16 protein-coding genes and 1 pseudogene are annotated in these 19,392 nt (G+C 61.3%); 10 read left to right on the top strand and 7 right to left on the bottom strand.

Features of this window, described 5'->3' with window-relative positions:
• Positions 1-81 precede the first annotated feature (81 nt).
• Complete coding sequence (locus tag RHIBUN_RS0108985) at positions 82-891, top strand: Ku protein (RefSeq protein ID WP_025659326.1); 810 nt, start codon at positions 82-84, stop codon at positions 889-891.
• Between the two features lie 19 nt (positions 892-910).
• Here RHIBUN_RS0108985 and ligD read toward each other — a convergent pair whose 3' ends face one another.
• The 5 genes and pseudogenes from ligD to RHIBUN_RS0108960 form a co-directional block, all read right to left on the bottom strand.
• Positions 911-3,427, bottom strand: a complete 2,517-nt coding sequence (ligD, locus tag RHIBUN_RS0108980; RefSeq protein ID WP_025659325.1) for a DNA ligase D — start codon at positions 3,425-3,427, stop codon at positions 911-913.
• A gap of 2 nt (positions 3,428-3,429) precedes the next feature.
• On the bottom strand, positions 3,430-4,263 hold the full coding sequence (locus RHIBUN_RS0108975) for a Ku protein (RefSeq protein WP_018857143.1): 834 nt from the start codon (positions 4,261-4,263) through the stop codon (positions 3,430-3,432).
• A gap of 11 nt (positions 4,264-4,274) precedes the next feature.
• Positions 4,275-4,544 carry a hypothetical protein gene (locus RHIBUN_RS0108970; protein WP_025659324.1) on the bottom strand — a complete coding sequence of 90 codons (270 nt, stop codon included), beginning with the start codon at positions 4,542-4,544 and terminating at the stop codon, positions 4,275-4,277.
• Positions 4,545-4,692: 148 nt separating this feature from the next.
• A pseudogene (locus tag RHIBUN_RS37235) lies at positions 4,693-5,048 on the bottom strand (hypothetical protein).
• 336 nt (positions 5,049-5,384) lie between these two features.
• Positions 5,385-6,410, bottom strand: a complete 1,026-nt coding sequence (locus tag RHIBUN_RS0108960; protein WP_018857145.1) for a substrate-binding domain-containing protein — start codon at positions 6,408-6,410, stop codon at positions 5,385-5,387.
• 315 nt (positions 6,411-6,725) lie between these two features.
• Between RHIBUN_RS0108960 and RHIBUN_RS0108955 the strand changes: the two genes are divergently transcribed.
• The 6 genes from RHIBUN_RS0108955 to RHIBUN_RS0108930 all read left to right on the top strand — a co-directional run bounded on the left by RHIBUN_RS0108955 (position 6,726) and on the right by RHIBUN_RS0108930 (position 12,912).
• Entirely contained in the window at positions 6,726-7,991 is a 1,266-nt protein-coding gene (locus RHIBUN_RS0108955; RefSeq protein ID WP_025659323.1) for an ABC transporter substrate-binding protein, read from the top strand.
• A gap of 84 nt (positions 7,992-8,075) precedes the next feature.
• Complete coding sequence (locus RHIBUN_RS0108950) at positions 8,076-9,062, top strand: sugar ABC transporter permease (protein WP_025659322.1); 987 nt, start codon at positions 8,076-8,078, stop codon at positions 9,060-9,062.
• The gene (locus tag RHIBUN_RS0108945; protein WP_018116605.1) at positions 9,062-9,892 is read left to right on the top strand and encodes a carbohydrate ABC transporter permease; all 831 of its coding nucleotides are present in this window, start codon (positions 9,062-9,064) and stop codon (positions 9,890-9,892) included. The genes RHIBUN_RS0108950 and RHIBUN_RS0108945 overlap by 1 nt, the downstream gene beginning before the upstream one ends.
• A 12-nt stretch (positions 9,893-9,904) precedes the next feature.
• Positions 9,905-10,933 carry an ABC transporter ATP-binding protein gene (locus RHIBUN_RS0108940; RefSeq protein WP_025659320.1) on the top strand — a complete coding sequence of 343 codons (1,029 nt, stop codon included), beginning with the start codon at positions 9,905-9,907 and terminating at the stop codon, positions 10,931-10,933.
• Between the two features lie 75 nt (positions 10,934-11,008).
• The gene (locus tag RHIBUN_RS0108935) at positions 11,009-11,794 is read left to right on the top strand and encodes a ThuA domain-containing protein (RefSeq protein WP_025659319.1); all 786 of its coding nucleotides are present in this window, start codon (positions 11,009-11,011) and stop codon (positions 11,792-11,794) included.
• A gap of 11 nt (positions 11,795-11,805) precedes the next feature.
• Positions 11,806-12,912 (top strand): Gfo/Idh/MocA family oxidoreductase, encoded by a 1,107-nt coding sequence (locus RHIBUN_RS0108930; protein WP_025659318.1) that lies wholly within the window; start codon positions 11,806-11,808, stop codon positions 12,910-12,912.
• Positions 12,913-13,162: 250 nt separating this feature from the next.
• Here the strand turns inward: RHIBUN_RS0108930 and RHIBUN_RS0108925 are convergent, their stop codons facing one another.
• Positions 13,163-14,323, bottom strand: coding sequence for an aminotransferase (locus RHIBUN_RS0108925; RefSeq protein ID WP_025659317.1), 1,161 nt, complete (start codon positions 14,321-14,323; stop codon positions 13,163-13,165).
• A gap of 91 nt (positions 14,324-14,414) precedes the next feature.
• Complete coding sequence (locus RHIBUN_RS0108920; RefSeq protein ID WP_084659675.1) at positions 14,415-15,089, bottom strand: helix-turn-helix domain-containing protein; 675 nt, start codon at positions 15,087-15,089, stop codon at positions 14,415-14,417.
• Between the two features lie 291 nt (positions 15,090-15,380).
• Here RHIBUN_RS0108920 and RHIBUN_RS0108915 point away from each other — a divergent pair, with 291 nt between their 5' ends.
• From RHIBUN_RS0108915 to cydC, 3 genes are read left to right on the top strand one after another with little or no spacing between them, the layout of a single operon-like run.
• Entirely contained in the window at positions 15,381-15,959 is a 579-nt protein-coding gene (locus RHIBUN_RS0108915) for a GbsR/MarR family transcriptional regulator (RefSeq protein ID WP_018857153.1), read from the top strand.
• Positions 15,960-15,963: 4 nt separating this feature from the next.
• Positions 15,964-17,658, top strand: coding sequence for a thiol reductant ABC exporter subunit CydD (gene cydD / locus RHIBUN_RS0108910; protein ID WP_025659315.1), 1,695 nt, complete (start codon positions 15,964-15,966; stop codon positions 17,656-17,658).
• Positions 17,655-19,346 (top strand): thiol reductant ABC exporter subunit CydC, encoded by a 1,692-nt coding sequence (gene cydC / locus RHIBUN_RS0108905; RefSeq protein ID WP_025659314.1) that lies wholly within the window; start codon positions 17,655-17,657, stop codon positions 19,344-19,346. Before cydD ends, cydC begins: the two co-directional genes overlap by 4 nt.
• The last annotated feature ends 46 nt before the right edge of the window (positions 19,347-19,392 follow it).

Here is a 19,392-nt window from a genome sequence, read left to right as displayed (position 1 = left end):
AACCAAACGGCTGCTCACACCGTTATGGAGGATTGCCGCGAATGCGGCCACGGGAGATGGCGCCAGGGCGCCAGGGCGCGAATGGCACGTCAGACGTATTGGAAGGGTTATCTCAAACTGTCACTCGTCACGGCTGCAGTGTCCCTGACACCGGCGACGACGGACAGCAACCAGCTTCGATTTCACGTCCTGAACCGAAAGACGAAGAACCGCGTCGAAAGCCGCTACGTCGACGGCGTCACCCACAAGCCGATCGCCGACAAGGATCAGGCCCGAGGTTATCCGCGTGGCGAGGACGACTATGTGATCCTCGAGGACAAGGAACTCGATGGAGTCGGGCTCGAAAGCACGAAGACGATCGACATCGACACTTTCGTGCCGCGCGGCTCGATCGATTGGATCTGGTACGACAAACCACATTTTCTGACGCCTGAGGACAAGGTCGGCACCGAAGCCTTCTGCGTGATCCGCGAATCGATGAAGGCAAACGATGTCGTCGGCGTTGCGCGACTTGTTCTCTACCGACGTGAGCGCGCCGTCCTCCTGGAGCCGCAGGGCAAGGGCATCATCCTCTGGACACTGCATTTCGGCGACGAAGTTCGCCCGCCGGCCGCGACACTGGATAGCCACGGCAAAGTGGATGACACGGTGCTCTCCATGATGAAGAAGCTGGTCAAGGATCGAACGGAGGATTGGCAGCCCGCCATGGTGCAGGATCCGATCCAGAAGCGCTTGCGAGCCATGATCCGTGCGAAGCAGAAGAGCCTTGTCAAAGCCACACCGCCTTCATCCAAGCGGCCGGCATCCAAGCCGACGGGCAATGTCGTCAACATCATGGACGCCCTGAAAAAGAGCCTCGCCAAGGAAACGGGACGCCCGAAATCTCGTTGAGAGACCGCAGCCGCCTCCGCTACTTTCGCTTCTCAAGGGGAACGGCGGCGGCAAAGAAATCCGCCCATGGATCGCTGCGCAAGGCATCGAGACGTGCCGGAGCGTTGTCGACCGTGAAATAGGCCGGACCGATTTCATCGGTCAGTTCGTTCCACTCAAGCGGCATCGAAACAGCAGCGCCGGGCCGCGCACGCGTCGAATAGGCGGCGACGGCCGTGTTGCCGCGACCGTTGCGCAGATAATCGATGAAGATCTTGCCGTTCCGCTTCGCCTTCGTGGCGGTCGCGAGATACTTGTCGGGGTGATCCCTGGACATGCCGTCGGCCAGCGCCTTGGCGAAAGTCTTGACCGGCGCCCAGCCGGCCTTCGGTTTGAGCGGGCTTACGACGTGCAGCCCCTTGCCGCCGGAGGTTTTGACAAAGGCCGCCAGGCCCGCGGCTTCCAAATGCTCCTTCAATTCGTAGGCAGCGGCGATCACCTCGGCCCAGCTAACGTCTTCGGCCGGGTCAAGGTCCATCGTGATCATGTCCGGTCGCTCCCAACTCGCCGTCGTCGCCCCCCAGGGATGGATCTCCAGCACGGCCGATTGGACGAGCGCGACCATCCCGTCGAAGTCGGTGATGCGCAGCAACTTCTCGCCGCCCCTGTCCTTCGGATCGGTGATCTGCTCGATATTGGCGTTCATGCCTTTCCAGGCATGCTTCTGGAAAAACCGCTGATGGCCGGCAATGCCGTCGGGGCAACGCAATAATGCCAATGGCCGCTTGGTCACATAGGGCTCAATGAAGCGCCATACCCGTGCGTAATAGCTGACCAGTCCCTGTTTGGTGATCCCCTCCTCCGGCCAATAGATCCGATCGGGATGGGTGAGCGTGACGCTGGATTGAGGCAGTTCCTGCGCAGTCGTCGTTGTTGCTTCGGGCATAACTTCTTCTGGCGCCTTGTCTTCTCTCAACCCGCGAAACGCGGCGTGCCGCAACTTGTTGTCCGCCGACCATGCCTGAAACTCAACCTCGGCAACAAGCTTCGGTTTCACATAGACCAGCCCGCGACGCTCCTCGGGGGTGAGCTCGTCGTCGAAAGAACTCTCCGTCTGCTCCATCGCCGACAGCGTGTCATAGAGTTCGTGCGCGACATTGACGCTGAAGCCCGTTCCGACCCGGCCAACATGCTCCAGCTTTCCCTTGCGGTAAACGCCCATTGCCAGCGAGCCAATCGCATTGTTCATCGCACTCGAAGGCACATAGCCGCCGATCACCAGCTCCTGCCGTTGCAGGCATTTCGATTTGACCCAGTCGCTGGTACGTCCCGACACGTACTCGCTGTCAGCCAGTTTCGAGATAATGCCTTCGAGCCCGAGCTGGCGCGCGTGTTCCAGCACAACGGCACCCTTCTCGGTAAAATGCTCGCTATAGCGAAGTCGCGCGTCGACGTCGGCGAGCAGGTCCGCGAGCAAGGCCTTGCGATTGGTCAGTGACACTTGCTGCAGGTCGTATCCATCGAGGTAAAGCAGATCGAAGGCATAGAACACGAACCGATCGTGCCGGGCTTTGCTAAGGTCATTCTGCAAGGCCGAAAAGTCCGAGGCGCCGGTTTCACGCTCGACGACGATTTCACCGTCGAGGATCGCGGCCTTCGCCGGCAGTGCCGTGAAGGCCGCGACGATTTCCGGGCCAAATTTGTCGGTCCAGTCAAGCCCGCTGCGGGTCAGCAGAGTGGCTTTGCCCTTCTCAAGCCGAATCTGCAACCGGTACCCATCGAACTTGATCTCGTGAATCCACCCTTCTCCCGACGGAGGCTTGGCCTTGAGCTTGGCAAGTTCAGGCTCGATGAAGGCAGGCAACGCCGCCTTCTCGGCCCCCTTCGGCCACACCTGACGTTTCGGTCTTGCTTGATTCGCTGCGGGCTTTGAAGAGGCGGACTTTAACGCTCCCTTGGGATGGGAGTTCCAGGTGGCGTCAGGGTGCTTCGCCACCTCCTCGATCTTGCGGCCCGTTTTCACCGATTCAGGTCGCTGCTTGAGAATGTCGCCCTTGTGGCTGGCCTCGGCATCATCAGCCTTGATCAGCAACCAGTTTTCCTGGCGTTCACCCGGCTTGCCATGCATGCGGACCAGATGCCAGCGGCCGCTCAGTTTCTCGCCGTCAAGGTCGAATTCGAGATGGCCCTTCTTATAGCCCCTGTGCGGATCGCCATTTGGCGTCCATGTGCCGCGATCCCAAACCAGCACCGTGCCGCCTCCGTACTGGCCCTTCGGGATGATGCCTTCGAAGTCGCCATAATCAAGCGGGTGGTCCTCGACATGGACGGCAAGGCGCTTTTCATCGGGGTTGAGGCTTGGACCGCGCGTAACGGCCCAGCTTTTCAGCACGCCGTCGAGCTCGAGCCGGAAGTCATAGTGGAGCCTCGACGCGTCGTGCTTCTGAATGACAAAACTGAGCGCGGCCTGCGCTGGAGGCTTGCCGACACGCCTGCTCCCGCGCGGCTCCGGTGTTACCTTGAAATTGCGTTTGGCTTGATAGGCCTGCAGAGCCATCGTCAGCTCGCCTTCGTCTGTCCGCTATCTGCCCGCGCTGCCTTTCCGGCTCGCGGCTTGGCGCTCAGCTTGGCGCTCTGGCGCAGAGCGTCCATGAGATCGATGACCTTGCCCTGCGGCTTCGGCTTGGCCTTCGGTAGCTCCCTGCCCTCGATCTTCGCCTTGACCAGCTCCGAGAGCGCCATCTCGTATCGATCCTCGTATTCCTGTGGAACGAAGGTGCCCTTCTTTGTGCCGATGATGTGCCCGGCCAGTTCGAGCATTTCCTTGTCGAATTTCATCTCCGGAATGTCCTTGAAGACCGTCTCCGGCTTGCGCACCTCGTAATCGAAGCTCAGCGTCGTTGCGATGATATAGTCGTCCTGCGGCCGGATCAGGACGGTACGGTTGCGGCGGAAGAGCACTGCTTCCGCGATCGCGGCGACCTTCTGATCGCGCATGGCGCGGGCGATCAGACCGAGCGCCTCCTCATCATCCTCGCTGACGGGCGCCAGGTAGTAGGGCTTGTCGAAATAGAGCTTGTTGATCTCGCTGTAGGGTACGAAATTCTGGACGTTGAGGACCTTGTCGCTTTCCGGCATGACGCCAGCCATCTCCTCGCCCTCGATGACGATGTATTCGCCATTGTCCAGCTGGTATCCCTTGACCTGGTCATCCCGCTCAACCGCCTTGCCCGTCTCGCTATCGACGAACTGCCGTTCCACCCGATGGCCAGTCTTCCGGTTGATGATATTGAACGAGATGCGGTCCGAGGTCGAAACCGCCGTATATAATCCTACGCTGCAGACAAGGTCTCCGACCTTGAGATGGCCTTTCCAGCTTGCCCGCGCTGCCATGACATTCCCCCTCAGTTGTGGTTTTGCAGTTTGCGTTTGCGTCGCTGGTCAATGGCTATGATCTTCTCGACGGAGGCGATGTCGTCGCTGGTGACGACTGGAACCGGATCGGACGCGATCGCCTCCAGGACTTCGTCCGAGAGTCCCCCATTCCGAATAACCCATTCCAGCGTCTCGCGAGTCTGACGCTCGGCCTTGAGCTGAGCATAAAGCGCGATGATCAGCCTATCCCGGGCATCCACCTGCTTGCTCTTGCGATCAATTTTCCGGATCTGAGGCACCTGATCACCCGCCTGCTTCGGCAACGAAGGGATTCAATGGATTGGAAGCGAAAAAGTTCCGGCGCACCGCCGCGAGCGCCAGATTTTTTCCTCGTTTGCAACCTGATCGGGCCAAAGCGGAACCGCCGACGCCCTTCAGGCGCTGTCCTCAGTGTTTTGCCGATCCGGTCGGAATGCTGGAACCAGTTGCCGAAACTGGGTCGCTGGCTGGAAATGTGCATTCCAATCCCTCGTCCAGCTGTTCTTCCACTGCGGTCTGATCGCCGGCGGCACGAGCGCTCGGCCGTGCCTTCAATCGGCCGACGCTGGCCTCTTCCGTGTCGGCCGTAGCCATCTCCGCCACGACAGCCTGGGCTCGTTCAACCGCGTTCCTTGAGTTGAGGGTTTGCTTCTCGTCATTGCGCAATTGGACGGAAACGATCTCCCCTCCATCGCCCACGAATTCAATTGTAAACCGAGTTTGCCACCCTTCTCGGGAATGACCTGCGTGCCGACGACCTGCATGACGCTCTCCTTCAACTCTTCTTCCGGAGGAAACGAGCCGCAACCGAATGTTCCGAGGCACGTCGACGGCGCGATAGGCAAAAAAAAGCCACCGCTATTCACGGTGGCTGGGAGTTCGAAGGTCAAAACCTCCAGAGGGAACAGTTGCCCATCGACCGGGAGGATGGTCGACATGCCTGAGCAACTGCCGTCAATATGCGATTTTGGCGCCGTCCGCTCAATCAACGAGGCACCGAAATTCCGCTGAGGCGGAAATCATCTTTCCATCGTTTTGGAAAAACGCGCGATATTCTACCTGCAACCGTCCCGGGGGAAGCGGCATCCGTAGTTATGACGTCAGGACGTGGACTGCCTGGCCGGCCCCGTCGACTCGCGCAGGATCAGTTCGACGGGCCACAATTCGTGGATCTCCAGCGGAGACCGTCCTGACAGCAATTGCAGGACAAGATCGGCGCATCGCGTTCCTGCCGCGCGCATCGAAGACCGCGTTGCCGAAAGCGACGGCACCATGTTGTCCGCCGTCAGATACGGAAAGACGTCGTCGTGAGCGATGACCGAAACGTCCCGGCCGATCTGCAGCCCGAGCGAGCGGGCCGCCCGATAGACGCCGAGCGCCGTCATCATGGATCCGGCGACGAAGGCAGTTGGCGGGTTGGGTTGTTCGAGGAAAGATCGAGCGAAGCGGAAGCCAAGCTCGTCGGTGAAATTCCCGCTCGCCATCAGCTGCGGATCGGGCTCGATGCCATGGCTTTGAAGAGCCTTGCGGAAGCCGCTGTCCCGGTGAAGGGCATAGGTCGCGCCCGGCCGACCGTTTATCATCGCAATTCGCCGATGGCCGAGATCGATCAGGTGCGAGGTCGCGCGCATGATCGCAGCTTCGTTATCGATATCAAGCCAGGCGTGCGGCACGTCAATGGCCGACCGGCCATGCACGAGGAAGGGCATGCCGAGCTCGTGGAGCAGCGCGATGCGCTCGTCATTCGGTTTCGGCGAATGCACGATGATCGCGTCGACGCGCCGGCTCTCCACAAGTCGGCGGTAAAGCTGCATCTCGTCTTCCTGGTTCGGATCCGCCATCGGGATGACGAGAATGTCGGTTTCTTCCGCCACCAGCCGCTCCGCCATGCCGGCCATGAATTCGGCGAAGTGGAACTCGCCGGCACGCCCCATCACCACGCCGATCGCGCCCGCCCGACCCGTCTTCAGCCGCACCGCGTTGACGTTCGGGCTGTAGCCCAGTCTGACGGCGGCTTCCGCAACGCGTGCACGCGTGGTCTCGCTCACCTCAGGATAACCACTCAGCGCACGACTGACTGTCGTTGGAGACAATCCGACCTGTTTCGCGAACTCTTTAAGCTTCATTCAACATTGCGTCTTTCGTGCTGGTCCATCTGGCTGATCGCCGCCAAGTGCTGGTCTTGCTTATGGCCTAAGCATAGCAGCTTACAAGCAACCAAACCGTTTTCAATTTTGGATATTCCCCGAAGAGGTATTTCGACCTTTACCCACAACCAAATTGAGCAGCATCTCTATGATTTTGCTTTGTTATCAATATGTGATCGCGGTTGTGCGACTTTGGCACGAGTGCCCGCTTGACTCAATATCGACCTTCTGACAACTTTTTCCAGCCAAACCGTTTTCAATTTTTCCAATGTTTGGTTCTTTTGGGAGGAAGATATGAAGTTTCGTTTCACAGCGGTCGCCGTCGCGGCCGCCTTGATTGGCGTCGCACAACCGTCCTTCGCCGCAAATATCAGCATTTCCGCCAGCTCCACAGGCAAGAACCTGGAGCTCCTCCGCAAGCAGCTCGACGCCTTCGAGAAGGAGACCGGCAACAAGGTCAGCATCGTGACCATGCCGTCCTCCTCGACCGAGCAGTTCTCGCAGTACCGCCTGTGGCTCGCCGCCGGCAACAAGGACGTCGACATCTATCAGACCGACGTCATCTGGGCGCCGCAGCTGGCGGATCAGTTCGTCGACCTGAAGGATGCCGCCAAGGATGTCGTCGGCGACTTCTTCCCGTCGATCATCGCTTCGCAGACCGTGAACGGTCGCCTCGTGGCGCTACCGCTCTACACCGACGCGCCGGCGCTCTACTACCGCAAGGACCTGCTCGACAAATACGGCAAGCAGCCGCCGAAGACCTGGGACGAAATGGCGGCAACCGCCAAGGAAATCCAGGAAAAGGAACGCGCCGCCGGCCAGAAAGACCTCTGGGGTTATGTTTTCCAGGGCAATGCCTACGAAGGCCTGACCTGCAACGCGCTCGAATGGGTGAAGTCGTCGGGCGGTGGCCAGATCATCGAACCGGACGGCACGATCTCCATTAACAACGAGAATGCCGCGGCAGCGCTTGACCGCGCCAAGGGATGGATCGGGACGATCTCGCCCGGCGGCGTCCTCGCCTATCAGGAAGAAGAGTCCCGCGGCGTCTGGCAGACCGGCAATGCCGTCTTCATGCGCAACTGGCCCTATGCCTATTCCCTCGGCAATGGCGCAGACAGTGCCGTCAAGGGCAAGTTCGATGTAACGACGCTTCCGGTTGCCAAGCAAGGCGACTCGCCGTCATCGACGCTCGGCGGCTGGAATCTCGCAGTCTCCAAATACTCTGAGAACCAGGACGCCGCGATCGCGCTCGCCAAGTTCCTGACCTCCAAGGAGAGCCAGAAACAGCGGGCGATCGAGCTCTCCAACCTGCCGACGCTGTCGGCGCTCTATGACGACAAGGACATCGCCGCGGCACAGCCGTTCATGCCGAACTGGAAACCAATCTTCCAGAACGCCGTTCCGCGTCCGTCGGCATCCGCCAAGGTCAAGTACAACGAAGTCTCCTCGAAGTTCTGGACCGCTGTTCACAACTCGCTTTCGGGCAACGGCACGTCCGCAGAAAACCTCGAGCTTCTCGAGGCCGACCTGACATCGCTGAAGGGCGAGAACTGGTAATCGAAGGCATCGGCAGCGGCGGACGTCCCGCCGCTGCCCTTCCCTGAGACGCCACCGTCAATCGCCTCAAGAAGCGGGTACCACATGACTGAAGCCGCAGTTTCCCAAAGCGTCGGATCGCGAGCGCGCGCCGTCAATACCTCGTCGGACTTGCGCGCCGAGCGCATCCGTTCCGCCTGGATATTCCTGGCCCCCACCCTGTTCATTCTTGCCGTCGTCGCCGGATGGCCCCTTTTCAGGACGATCTATTTCAGCTTCACGAACGCATCGCTCACCAACCTCAGCGGCGCCGAGTTCGTCGGCTTCAAGAACTACCTCTCCTGGATCACGCTGAAGAGCGGGCGCACGGTCTATAGCGGCCTGCTCGCCGACCCGAATTGGTGGAAAGCGGTCTGGAACACGATGAAATTCGCGTTCCTGTCGGTGACCATCGAAACCATCCTCGGCCTCATCGTCGCCCTGGTACTGAACGCGAATTTCCCTGGCCGTGGCATCGTCCGGGCCGCCATCCTCATTCCCTGGGCAATCCCGACAATCGTTTCCGCCAAGATGTGGGCCTGGATGCTCAACGACCAGTTCGGCATCCTCAACGACATCCTGCTCGGCATGGGCCTGATCAGCCAGAAGATCGCCTGGACCGCCAATCCCGAGACGGCAATGATCGCGGTGCTGATCGTCGACATCTGGAAGACGACGCCTTTCATGGCGCTTCTCATCCTCGCCGGTCTGCAGATGGTACCTGCCGATATTTACGAGGCGGCAAAGATCGACGGCATCAATCCGATCAAGGTATTCTGGCGCCTGACCCTGCCGCTGGTCCGCCCGGCCATCATGGTCGCCGTGATCTTTCGCATGCTCGACGCTCTGCGCATCTTCGACCTGATCTATGTGCTGACGCCGAACAATGCTCAGACCAAGACCATGTCCGTCATGGCGCGCGAAAACCTCTTCGACTTCGACAAGTTCGCCTATGGGGCGACGGCGTCGACCGTGCTCTTCCTTATCATCGCGACGATCACCGTGCTCTACATGTGGCTCGGTCGCGTCAACCTCGGTGGGAGCGACCGCTGATGCTGCTGACCCTGACCAAGAACACGCTCTTCTATCTGCTCGTCACCGTCATCGTCATAATCGCGGTTTTCCCGTTCTACTATGCGATCCTGACGAGCTTCAAAGCCGGCACTGCCCTTTTCGAGGTCAACTACTGGCCGACCTCGATCTCGCTCACCAACTACACGTCGGTGCTGACCACCGGCAGCTTCATCCGCAGCCTCGGAAACTCGCTGCTCGTCGCCATCCTCGTTGTCGCAGCCTCGCTGCTGCTGGCCGTCACAGCATCCTATGCGCTTGCCCGCGTCAATTTCCGCGGCCGCGCGCTGCTGATGCTGACGATCCTGTCGGTCTCGATGTTCCCGCAGATCGCCGTGCTCGCTGGCCTGTTCGAGTTGATCCGTTGGATCGGCATCTTCAACACGCCCTTCGCGCTGATCTTCTCCTATATGATCTTCACCCTGCCCTTCACGGTCTGGGTTCTGACCACCTTCATGCGCGATCTGCCGATCGAAATCGAGGAAGCGGCGATCGTCGACGGCGCCTCGCCGTGGGTCATCATCACCCAGGTTTTCATGCCGCTGATGTGGCCGGCTCTAGTCACGACCGGTCTGCTTGCCTTCATTACAGCCTGGAACGAATTCCTCTTCGCCCTAACATTCACCTCATCGGACGCTCAGCGAACGGTGCCGGTTGCCATTGCCCTGCTTTCGGGCGGCAGCCAGTTCGAAATCCCGTGGGGCAACATCATGGCAGCATCCGTCATTGTTACGGTCCCTGTCGTTGTCCTGGTCCTGATATTCCAGCGGCGCATCATTTCCGGCCTGACCGCCGGCGGCGTCAAAGGTTGAAGAAAGCACGATATGGCACAGATTCGACTCGACAATATCCGCAAGAGCTTCGGTGCGCTTGAAGTCATCAGGGGCGTCTCGCTCGACATCCGCAAGGGCGAGTTCATGGTCTTCGTCGGCCCGTCCGGCTGCGGGAAGTCCACACTGCTGCGGTTGATCTCCGGGCTGGAGGACATCACCTCGGGCACGCTTTCCTTCGATGGCGAGGCGGTCAACCGCTACGCGCCGTCGAAGCGCGGCATCGCCATGGTCTTCCAATCCTATGCGCTCTATCCGCACATGACCGTGTTCGAGAACATGGCCTTCGGAATGAAGCTCTCGGGACGCACGAAGGAAGAGTGCAAGGCTCGTGTCGAACAAGCAGCCGGCATGCTGCAGCTGTCGCCCTACCTGGAGCGTCTGCCACGCCAACTGTCGGGCGGCCAGCGCCAGCGTGTCGCGATCGGTCGCGCCATCGTCCGCGATCCCAAGGTGTTCCTGTTCGACGAGCCGCTGTCGAACCTCGACGCAGCCCTCCGCGTCGCGACGCGTTTGGAGATCGCCAAGCTTCACCGCAGCATGCACGGCACGACGATGATCTACGTCACCCACGACCAGGTCGAGGCGATGACGCTCGCCGACCGCATCTGCGTTCTGCGGGACGGCGTCGTCGAACAAGTCGGCACGCCACTCGAACTCTACGAGACGCCGAATTCTGTTTTCGTCGCCGGCTTCATCGGTTCGCCGAAGATGAACTTCCTGACCGGTGAGTTCTCGGCACCCTACAATGCCCACACCATCGGCGTTCGCTCCGAGCATATGGAGATCGTTCAGCAGGACGCCGCCTGGCGCGGCACCGTCATTCATTCCGAAATTCTCGGCTCCGACAGCTTCGTTTATCTCGACATCGGCACATCAGAGCCGCTTGTCGTGCGGGAAACGGGCGTCTCCGGCCACCAGCCCGGCCAGAAACTCGGGGTTTCCCCGATGGCTGGCCGTGTTCATCGCTTCGACCAATCCGGACGCGCGCTCGAGAGGGTGTTCCTTAAAGGCGCGGCCTGACATCTACCAAAAACCACAGGATCCGCCTCGCCTCCCATCGAGGTCGATCCACCATCTGCATGAAGGAGCAAGACCTTGCCTATTCGCACCATTGTCTGGGGTGAAAACATCCACGAGACCACCAATGCCATCGTTCGGGGCATCTATCCCGAAGGCATGCACACCACCATCGCCAACGCGCTGAATACCGATCCGGCGATCCAGGCGACGACGGCCACGCTGCAGGAGCCCGAGCACGGCCTGACGGAAGCCCGCCTTGCCGAAACCGATGTCCTCACCTGGTGGGGCCACAAGGATCACGGCGCGGTCTCCGACGTCGTCGTCGAGCGCGTCGCCAAGCGCGTCTGGGAAGGCATGGGCCTTCTCGTCCTGCACTCCGGCCACTTCTCGAAGATCTTCAAGCGTCTGATGGGCACCCCCTGCGCGCTGAAGTGGCGCGAAGCCGGCGAGCGCGAGCGTCTGTGGACGATCAACCCACGCCACCCGATCGCCGCCGGTCTCGATGAAAACTTCGTTCTCGAAAACGAGGAAATGTACGGCGAGCAGTTCTCCGTGCCGGAGCCGCTGGAAACCGTCTTTATCTCCTGGTTCCAGGGCGGCGAAGTCTTCCGTTCGGGCCTCACCTGGCGCCGCGGTGCCGGCAACATTTTCTACTTCCGCCCTGGCCACGAAACCTATCCGACCTATCATGATGCCAACGTTCAGAAGGTACTCATCAACGGCGTGAAATGGGCCTATAACCCGCAAGGTGATCTGAAGAGCATCACCGATGCCCCGAATGTTCCGGTCGAAAAGGCTCTAGAGCCGATCGTCGAACGCGGCCCGCGACTGCATCAGGCCGGCGAAGCCGGTTACCGCTGAGGAGCACACATATGCGACTACTCGTTCTTGGCACCGGCTCGATGGCCAGAAACCAGGTTGCTAACTTCCTCGCCATCGACGGCGTGGAAGTTGTCGGCGCCGTCGATACCGACCCGGCGCGCCTCGCCGAATTTGCCGATCACTTCCACATCGAGAAGCGCTTCCAGACGCTCGAGGAAGCGATCGCATGGGGTGAATTCGACGCGGCCACCAACGTCACGCCTGATCGCATCCACCACGCGACGAGCCTGGCGCTGATATCAGCCGGCAAGCACGTCTTCTGCGAAAAGCCGCTGGCCGAGCATTACGACCACGCCTTGGAGATGACGGAAGCGGCAGAGGCTGCCGGCGTCATCAACATGGTCAACCTCACCTATCGCAACGTCGCTCCGCTGCAGCGGGCCCGCGAAATGGTATTGGCGGGAGAACTCGGCACCATCAGGCACGTCGAGGCCTCCTACCTGCAAAGCTGGCTGGTCTCGCGCGCCTGGGGCGACTGGCGCACGGAATCGCGCTGGCTGTGGCGCCTGTCGACCGGTCACGGCTCGAACGGCGTGCTCGGCGACGTCGGCATCCACATCCTCGACTTCGCCGCCTATGGCGCGGCGACCGATATCGACCACGTCTTTGCCCGCCTGAAGACCTTTAACAAGGCACCGGGCGGCCAGATCGGCGAGTACCTGCTGGATGCCAACGACAGCTTCACTATGTCGGTCGATTTCACCAATGGTGCACTCGGCGTCATCCATGCGACCCGCTGGGCAACCGGCCATCTCAATGAGCTGAAACTTCGCGTCTATGGCGAAAAGGGCAGCCTTGAGGTCATCCATCGCCCTGACGGTTCCGAACTGCGCGGCTGCTTCGGCGAGGATATCGAGACCGCCACCTGGCGCGACATCGAGGTCCCGGCTGTTCTGACCAACTATCAGCGCTTTGCGGAAGCCGTCAGAACCGGAAAGCAGGACGACCCGACCTTCCGCCACGCCGCCAATCTGCAGAAGGTCCTCGACCTTGCGATCGTGTCGGAGAAGGAGCGGCGGGAGCTCAATCTGCTGGAGGCCTCCGAGCAGGATAGCCCGGCAGACAAGCGGATACCGCCGCTGACCGTCGTGGTCTGACAAAGGCACCTGCGAAAAAGCCAGGCACCTTGATGCGGACATTCATACGAGTGTCTCCGTCATGCCGGCCTTGAGCCGGCAGCCAGCCGCACGGCGTCCGCGGTGCGAAAAGATCTTTCGCGCGCAAGGACTTGCGCGCGCTGGACCCTGGCTCATGGGCCGGGGTGACGACGGATGGGACATCCGCTTCGATACGCCACAGGAGTTGAACAATGCAGCCCCGCTAGCGCGGGCCTTCATCATTTCAAAACTACCGAAGACGATCCGCGAGCAAACCGATCGAAGCCGCATCGGCATTGGCGAAAGCCAGGCGGAGATAGTGCTCCTGCCCCTCCCCGAAATAGCTCCCAGGTAGGCAAACAACACCGGCTTCCTTCGCCAGACGCTCTGCGACAGCGGCTGAGCTGAGCTCCGCGAACGGGTGGCGGATGAACGCGAAATAGGCGCCAAGCGCACCGATCTCCCAGCCAGGCAATCCGGACATGACGGCCCGCAACGCATCCGCGCGGCGCGCAATCTCCAGGCGATTTCCCGCCCGCCAGTCCGCAAGGATCGGCATTGCCTCGGCAACGGCAACCTGCGCAGCGCGCGGCGCGCAGATCTGCATGTTGTCCATGACCTTGGTAATCTCGGCAACGACGTTAACGCCGGCGGTGATCGCTCCGAGACGATGGCCGGGAATGCAGAAGGACTTCGAGAAGCTGTAGAGCAGGATCAGCGTGTCTTCCCAGCCGGGGATGCCAAGCAACGGATGCGGGGCGCCATAGCCTTCGGGAAGGAAGTCGCGATAGGTTTCGTCGACGATCAGCCACGCCCCATGCTTGCGGCAGAGGTTAAACAGTTCCAGCAGCAATTCAGGCGGATAGACAGCGCCCGTCGGATTGTTCGGCGTGACCACCGCCAAGACCTTGGCGCCGGCCGCGAGCGCCTTTTCGGCCGACTGCACCTCAGGCAGGAAGCCATTTTCCGTATTGCAGTCGACGAGAACGCGCTTGATGCCGAGCATCGACAGCGTCGTCTCCTGATTGAAATAGAACGGGTTGGTCAGCGCCACGGTATCGCCGGAACCGGCGAGCGCGATGGCCACCGACATGAAGGCCTGGTTGCAGCCCGCAGTGATATGGATATTGGCGGCAGCAACGGACGCCCCATAGACGTCAGACATATGCCGGGCATATGCGTCTCTCAGCACGCCCTCGCCCTCGATCGGCCCATAGCCCGTCGTCTTCGGCGAAGATGCCGCTTCGCCGAGCAGCCGCAACATTTCGGGATGGGCTGGATAGCCGGGCACCGCCTGCGAGAGATCGACCAGTGGACCTTTGCCGCCCTTGTATTCGCGAGCCCAGGCGAGAACCGAGGGAATGGGTGGCGGAGACAGGCGGGAAACAAGCGGATTGGCCAAGGCAGACATGCAGATCTCTTCTCGAACGAGGTGAACCATCACTCCTGCACGGAATGGGCTTGCTCGGCAACCTGCATTCAAGAATGCCGCACAGGGATCGTCAGGAGCCGCAGCAGGCCTTGAGCTTCGACAGCTTCGGCACCTCGATATGCCTGTTGGCGACGATCGAGATCACGCCGTCGGTTTTCAGCTTCGACAGCTGGCGGGAAACCGTTTCGACGGTCAGCCCCAGGAAGTCGGCAATGTCGGCCCGCGACAAAGGCAGCTCGAACCGGCGCTTTTCGCCGACAGTTTCGGGATCGAGATGGGTGGCGATCAGCAACAGGAAACTAGCAACCTTCTCGGCGGCCGTCTTGCGTCCGAGCGTTACCATCCAGTCCCGCGCTTCGTCCAACTCACGCAGCGCCTGCGCCATCAGCCGCTCGGCCAGTGCGGTATTACTCTTGACCATGCGCTCCAGCGCGGCCTTCGGAATGCGACAGAGGTTGACGTCGGAGGCAGCCTCCACCGACACGGCATTCTCATTCGCATTGAGCCTGCCGAGAAGGTCAGGAGCGAACTGCAGGCCGACGATCTGCTGTCGTCCGTCTTCCAGCCTCTTCGTAAGCTTCACGACGCCGCGGATCACGGTGGCATAGGATTCGGCCGGCATCTTCTCGCCAGCGAGCTCGTCGCCGGATTGATAATTGACCAGGCGTGTATGCGCGGAAAGCATCAGCAGCTCCTCAGCGCTGAGCGCACCGCACACGCCCTTGTGGCGGATCTCACAGCTCATGCAACGCACTGGTATGTTTGAATTATGTATGTCTTTGCGCATCAAAATCAGCTCCGCGCAAAAGCATAGACCACGGCCATGGCGAGAGAACAGCAATTTCTTGATCGTGGTCAAAGTGTCACGATGAAGCGGCGCGCTACGCCGTTCCCCAACGATCGGCCGGCTTCTGCTTCCTGACCCCTATCGAGGCACCAAATTGCCGCAGGCCTCACTTGCCGATTGCCCAGACAGCCGACCGGATTATAGTGATTTCAGAAATTTCTGAAATTACAGACATTACGGAGACCGTATATGAATCTCCCACCGCTCGTTCAATCCTTTGTTCTGCATTTCGGTGAAATGGGCTCGCGCTGGGGCATCAACCGCACGGTCGGCCAGATCTACGCCCTGCTCTACGTGTCGCCTTCACCGCTCTGTGCCGAGGAAATTGCCGATGCCCTCAGCATTTCGCGCTCGAACGTCTCGATGAGCCTGCGCGAACTGCAGACTTGGAACCTCGTCCTGCTGAAACACAAGCCGGATGACCGGCGCGACTTCTTCACCACCCCGGACGACGTTTGGCAGATCCTGCGAACGCTGGCGGAAGAGCGCAAGAAACGCGAGGTCGATCCGACGCTCTCGGTGCTGCGGGAAATCCTGATGCAGCGCCCGGCAAGCGATGCCGAGCGCCATGCCCAAGAGCGCATGAGCGAGATGCACGCCCTGATCGAGCAGCTAACGCATTGGTACGAAGACGTAAAACAACTTGAAACAGAGCGGCTTGCAACGTTACTCTCCTTAGGTGCGAAAGTGACGAAGCTGCTAGAGGCCAAGGACCGAGTCGTTTCGCTCGGCCGCGGCCGCCGGCCCAATCCTGCGAACAAGAGTTAGCGCTATGGCAAGTGCTTGCTTAGACGCAAACGGAAAGCAGGCTTTCGGCAAGCCGTCGAAACCTGTGCCCAGACATGGTGGGCTGCGCAAGGCAGCGGCTGTCCAGACCCTGACATCGCTCATCTGGATCCCGCAGGCAGCGCTTCTCGCAACGGCAGTCGGCCGCATCGCGAACGGTGGCGGCTTCAACGACGTCTTGTGGCTCGCCATCTATATTGCACTGCTCGGGATAGTAAAAAGCTGCCTCGAGGCCACCGGCGGCCGCATGGCATTTCGCGCAGCGCGCGCCGAATTGTCGATGCGGCGTGAACTGGCCGTCGCAGCCCTCGCCCGACGTTCGCCGATCGACAGCAAAAGACCTAGCTCTGGCGAAGCCGCAAGCATCATCGGCGAGCAAGCCGATATGATCGTTCCCTATCTCTCGCGCTTCCAACCCGCCCGCTTCAAGGCGAGTGCAGTGCCGCTCGTCATCCTTGCCTGCGTGTTCCCCATTTCCTGGATTGCAGCTCTCATTCTCCTTTTTGCCATGCCGCTGATCCCGATCTTCATGGCATTGATCGGCTGGCGTGCGCAGGCGGCGAGTGAGAAGCAGTTGGCGGCGACTGGCGGCCTTAACGGTTTCCTCCTCGATCGCCTGCGTGGCATGGCCACGATCCGTTCGCTTCGTGCCGTCGATGCCACCGCGACGAGGCTCAGAGCCGATGCAGACTCGCTGAAGGCCCGCACCATGGCCGTCCTGAAAATCGCCTTCCTGTCGTCGGCGGTTCTCGAGCTTTTCGCTGCGCTGGGCGTCGCGCTGGTCGCCGTCTATGTCGGCTTCTCCCTGCTCGGCGAGATCCGTTTCGGTGCCTGGGCCAGTGGTTTCGACCTGACGAGCGGTCTCTTCGTGTTGCTGCTTGCACCCGCCTTCTTCGAGCCGCTGCGCGAGCTCTCGGCTGTCTGGCATGACCGTGCCGCCGGCGAAGCGGCGATCAAGGCGATCGAAGCGCTGAGTGCGGATGGACTCCAACTGCCCATCGTAAGCGATACATCCGCACCCCAAACTGCAGCTGGTGCCATCCGCTTGGAGAATATCGGCTTCCGCTACAGCGAGGGCAGCAACGCCGCCATCGATACCTTCAATTTGAGCATTCGCCCCGGTGAGCACGTTGCGCTGCTCGGCCCCAGCGGCTCCGGCAAATCGACCCTGCTCGCACTGATCGCCGGCCACGCCGCCTGTGAGACCGGCGGCGTCACCCTCGACGGACAACCAGCCAGCCCCGCCCTTCAGGCCAAGATCTCCTGGGTCGGCCAGAAGCCGCATATTTTTGCCGGCACGGTCGCCGGTAACATTTCGCTCGGCCGGCCCGGCGTCTCCATGCAGGCCGTGGCAAGAGCCCTTGATCTCGCAAAGCTCGGCCGCTTCGCCCGCAGCCACGCTCGCCGTCCGCTTGGCGATGGAGGCACGGGAGTGTCCGGCGGCGAAGCCCTGCGCATCGCCATCGCCCGCGCCGCCTGTAATGCGGAGGGCTGCATCGTACTTGCGGACGAGCCGACCGCCCATCTCGACGCCGAAACCGCACGCGACATCACCGAGAGCCTGCTCGCTCTGGCCAAGGGCCGCACCCTTGTCGTCGCAACCCATGACCCACAGCTTGCCGCACGCATGGGCCGGACGGTCGTCCTTGATCGCGAAATTGCACGGGAGGCCGCCGAGTGAGCACATCGCTTTCCAGCCTCAAGCCGATCGTTAGGCTTTTCCTGACCGCACGCCGCCGCGGTCTGCTTCTTGGGGCCGCACTTTCCGCGACCACCGTTTCCGCGGGGATTGCCCTGCTCGGCCTCTCCGGCTGGTTCATCACCGCAACCGGCATCGCCGGACTTTCGGCCGCAACGATTGCCACCTTCGACATCTTCATGCCGTCGGCCGGCATTCGCCTGCTTGCACTCGGCCGAACCGCCTCACGCTACGGCGAACGGCTAGCCACTCATGACGCAACGCTGAGCGTCCTCGCAGCTCTGCGCGAACGGCTGTTCCGTGGATGGGCCGCGCCCGGTGCCGCACGCGAGCTCGCACGCCGACCGGCCCGCCTGCTCTTCCGCCTGACGGGCGACATTGATGCACTCGATTCCCTTTACCTGCGCGTGCTGGTAGCCGCGGGCGTCGCTATTGTCGCAGCGTTTGCAACAAGCGTCGCGCTTGGTCTCATGGATCGGCTTTTTGGACTGGCTGCCGGCAGTGTCTTGCTCGTCGCAGGTCTCGGCATTCCGCTGTTTGCTGGACGCCGGGCAACGAAGCACGCCCGTCGACGCACCCACGGCATCGAAGCCATTCGCGCCCGCACCATCGATCTCGTTGCCGGGCAGACCGACTTGCTGATGGCCGGACGCCTTGACGCGCAGCGTACGGCGATTGCCGATGCCGACCACTACGCCGCTGCTGCCGACGACCGCCTAAACCGCATCGAAGCCGGCATCACAATCGGCCTCGGTTTCACCGCCACTGCTTTGCTGACCGGTGCGCTGCTGGCAGTCGCGGCATTGGCCCATGGGGGCGCAGTCAGCCCACCAGTCGCCGTGCTTGGGATCCTGATCGCCTTCGCCGCTGTCGAGCCCTTTGGTGCCTTGCGCCGTGGGGCGATGGAACTTGGCCGTACGCTTGTGGCTGCCCGCCGCATCGCGCCCCGCCTGTCGGCAGATGATGAAGAACTACACCACAGCGCCGCGCCACTTCCCGGCTTTGCGCTTCGCCTGAGCCGCGTCAGCGCGGGACACGACACGGAAACACCCGTGCTTCACAATATCGATCTCGATCTGCAATTGGGGGAGAGGCTCGCCCTGGTTGGCACCAGCGGCGCCGGAAAATCAACTCTTCTTTCCCTTCTCGCAGCCGAAATGCGCGCCAGCCAAGGAAGCGTCGAATGCCTCGACGCCACCCTGCTGACGCAGCGAACGGAGCTTTTCCAAGATAGCCTTCGCGGCAATCTCCTGCTTGCAAGCCCCGATGCACCAGACACCGCCCTGCGCGAGGCGCTCGCCGCGGCGGGCCTCTTGCAGGATGTCGCAGCTTTGCCGCGCGGCCTCGACACGCCGCTTGGCGAAGGCGGCATGGGGCTCTCGGGTGGTCAGTCGCGCCGCCTTGCCCTCGCCCGCCTCTTCCTGCGCGACACGCCGCTCTGGCTGCTGGATGAGCCGACGGAAGGTCTCGATGGCGCCACCGCGCGCGACGTCATCCGCCGTCTGGTGGAGAAGGCGAACGGACGCTCGCTCGTCATCGCCACACATATCCGTCGCGAAGCCGCGATAGCCGATGCCATCGCGGTCATGGAGGATGGTCGCATCACAGAAGTTTCACGCCGTGGAGAGACGGCGTTCGAAAAGGCTTTGAACCGGCTGAGACCGGACTGAGTCACACGACATGGCCGCCAGGCAATCCGGTTTGGCGGAAACTCTT

Source organism: Rhizobium sp. IBUN (assembly GCF_000510625.1).
GTDB lineage: Bacteria > Pseudomonadota > Alphaproteobacteria > Rhizobiales > Rhizobiaceae > Rhizobium > Rhizobium altiplani.
Note: the sequence above shows the minus strand (reverse complement) of the source record. Positions and strands in the feature narration are given on the sequence as shown.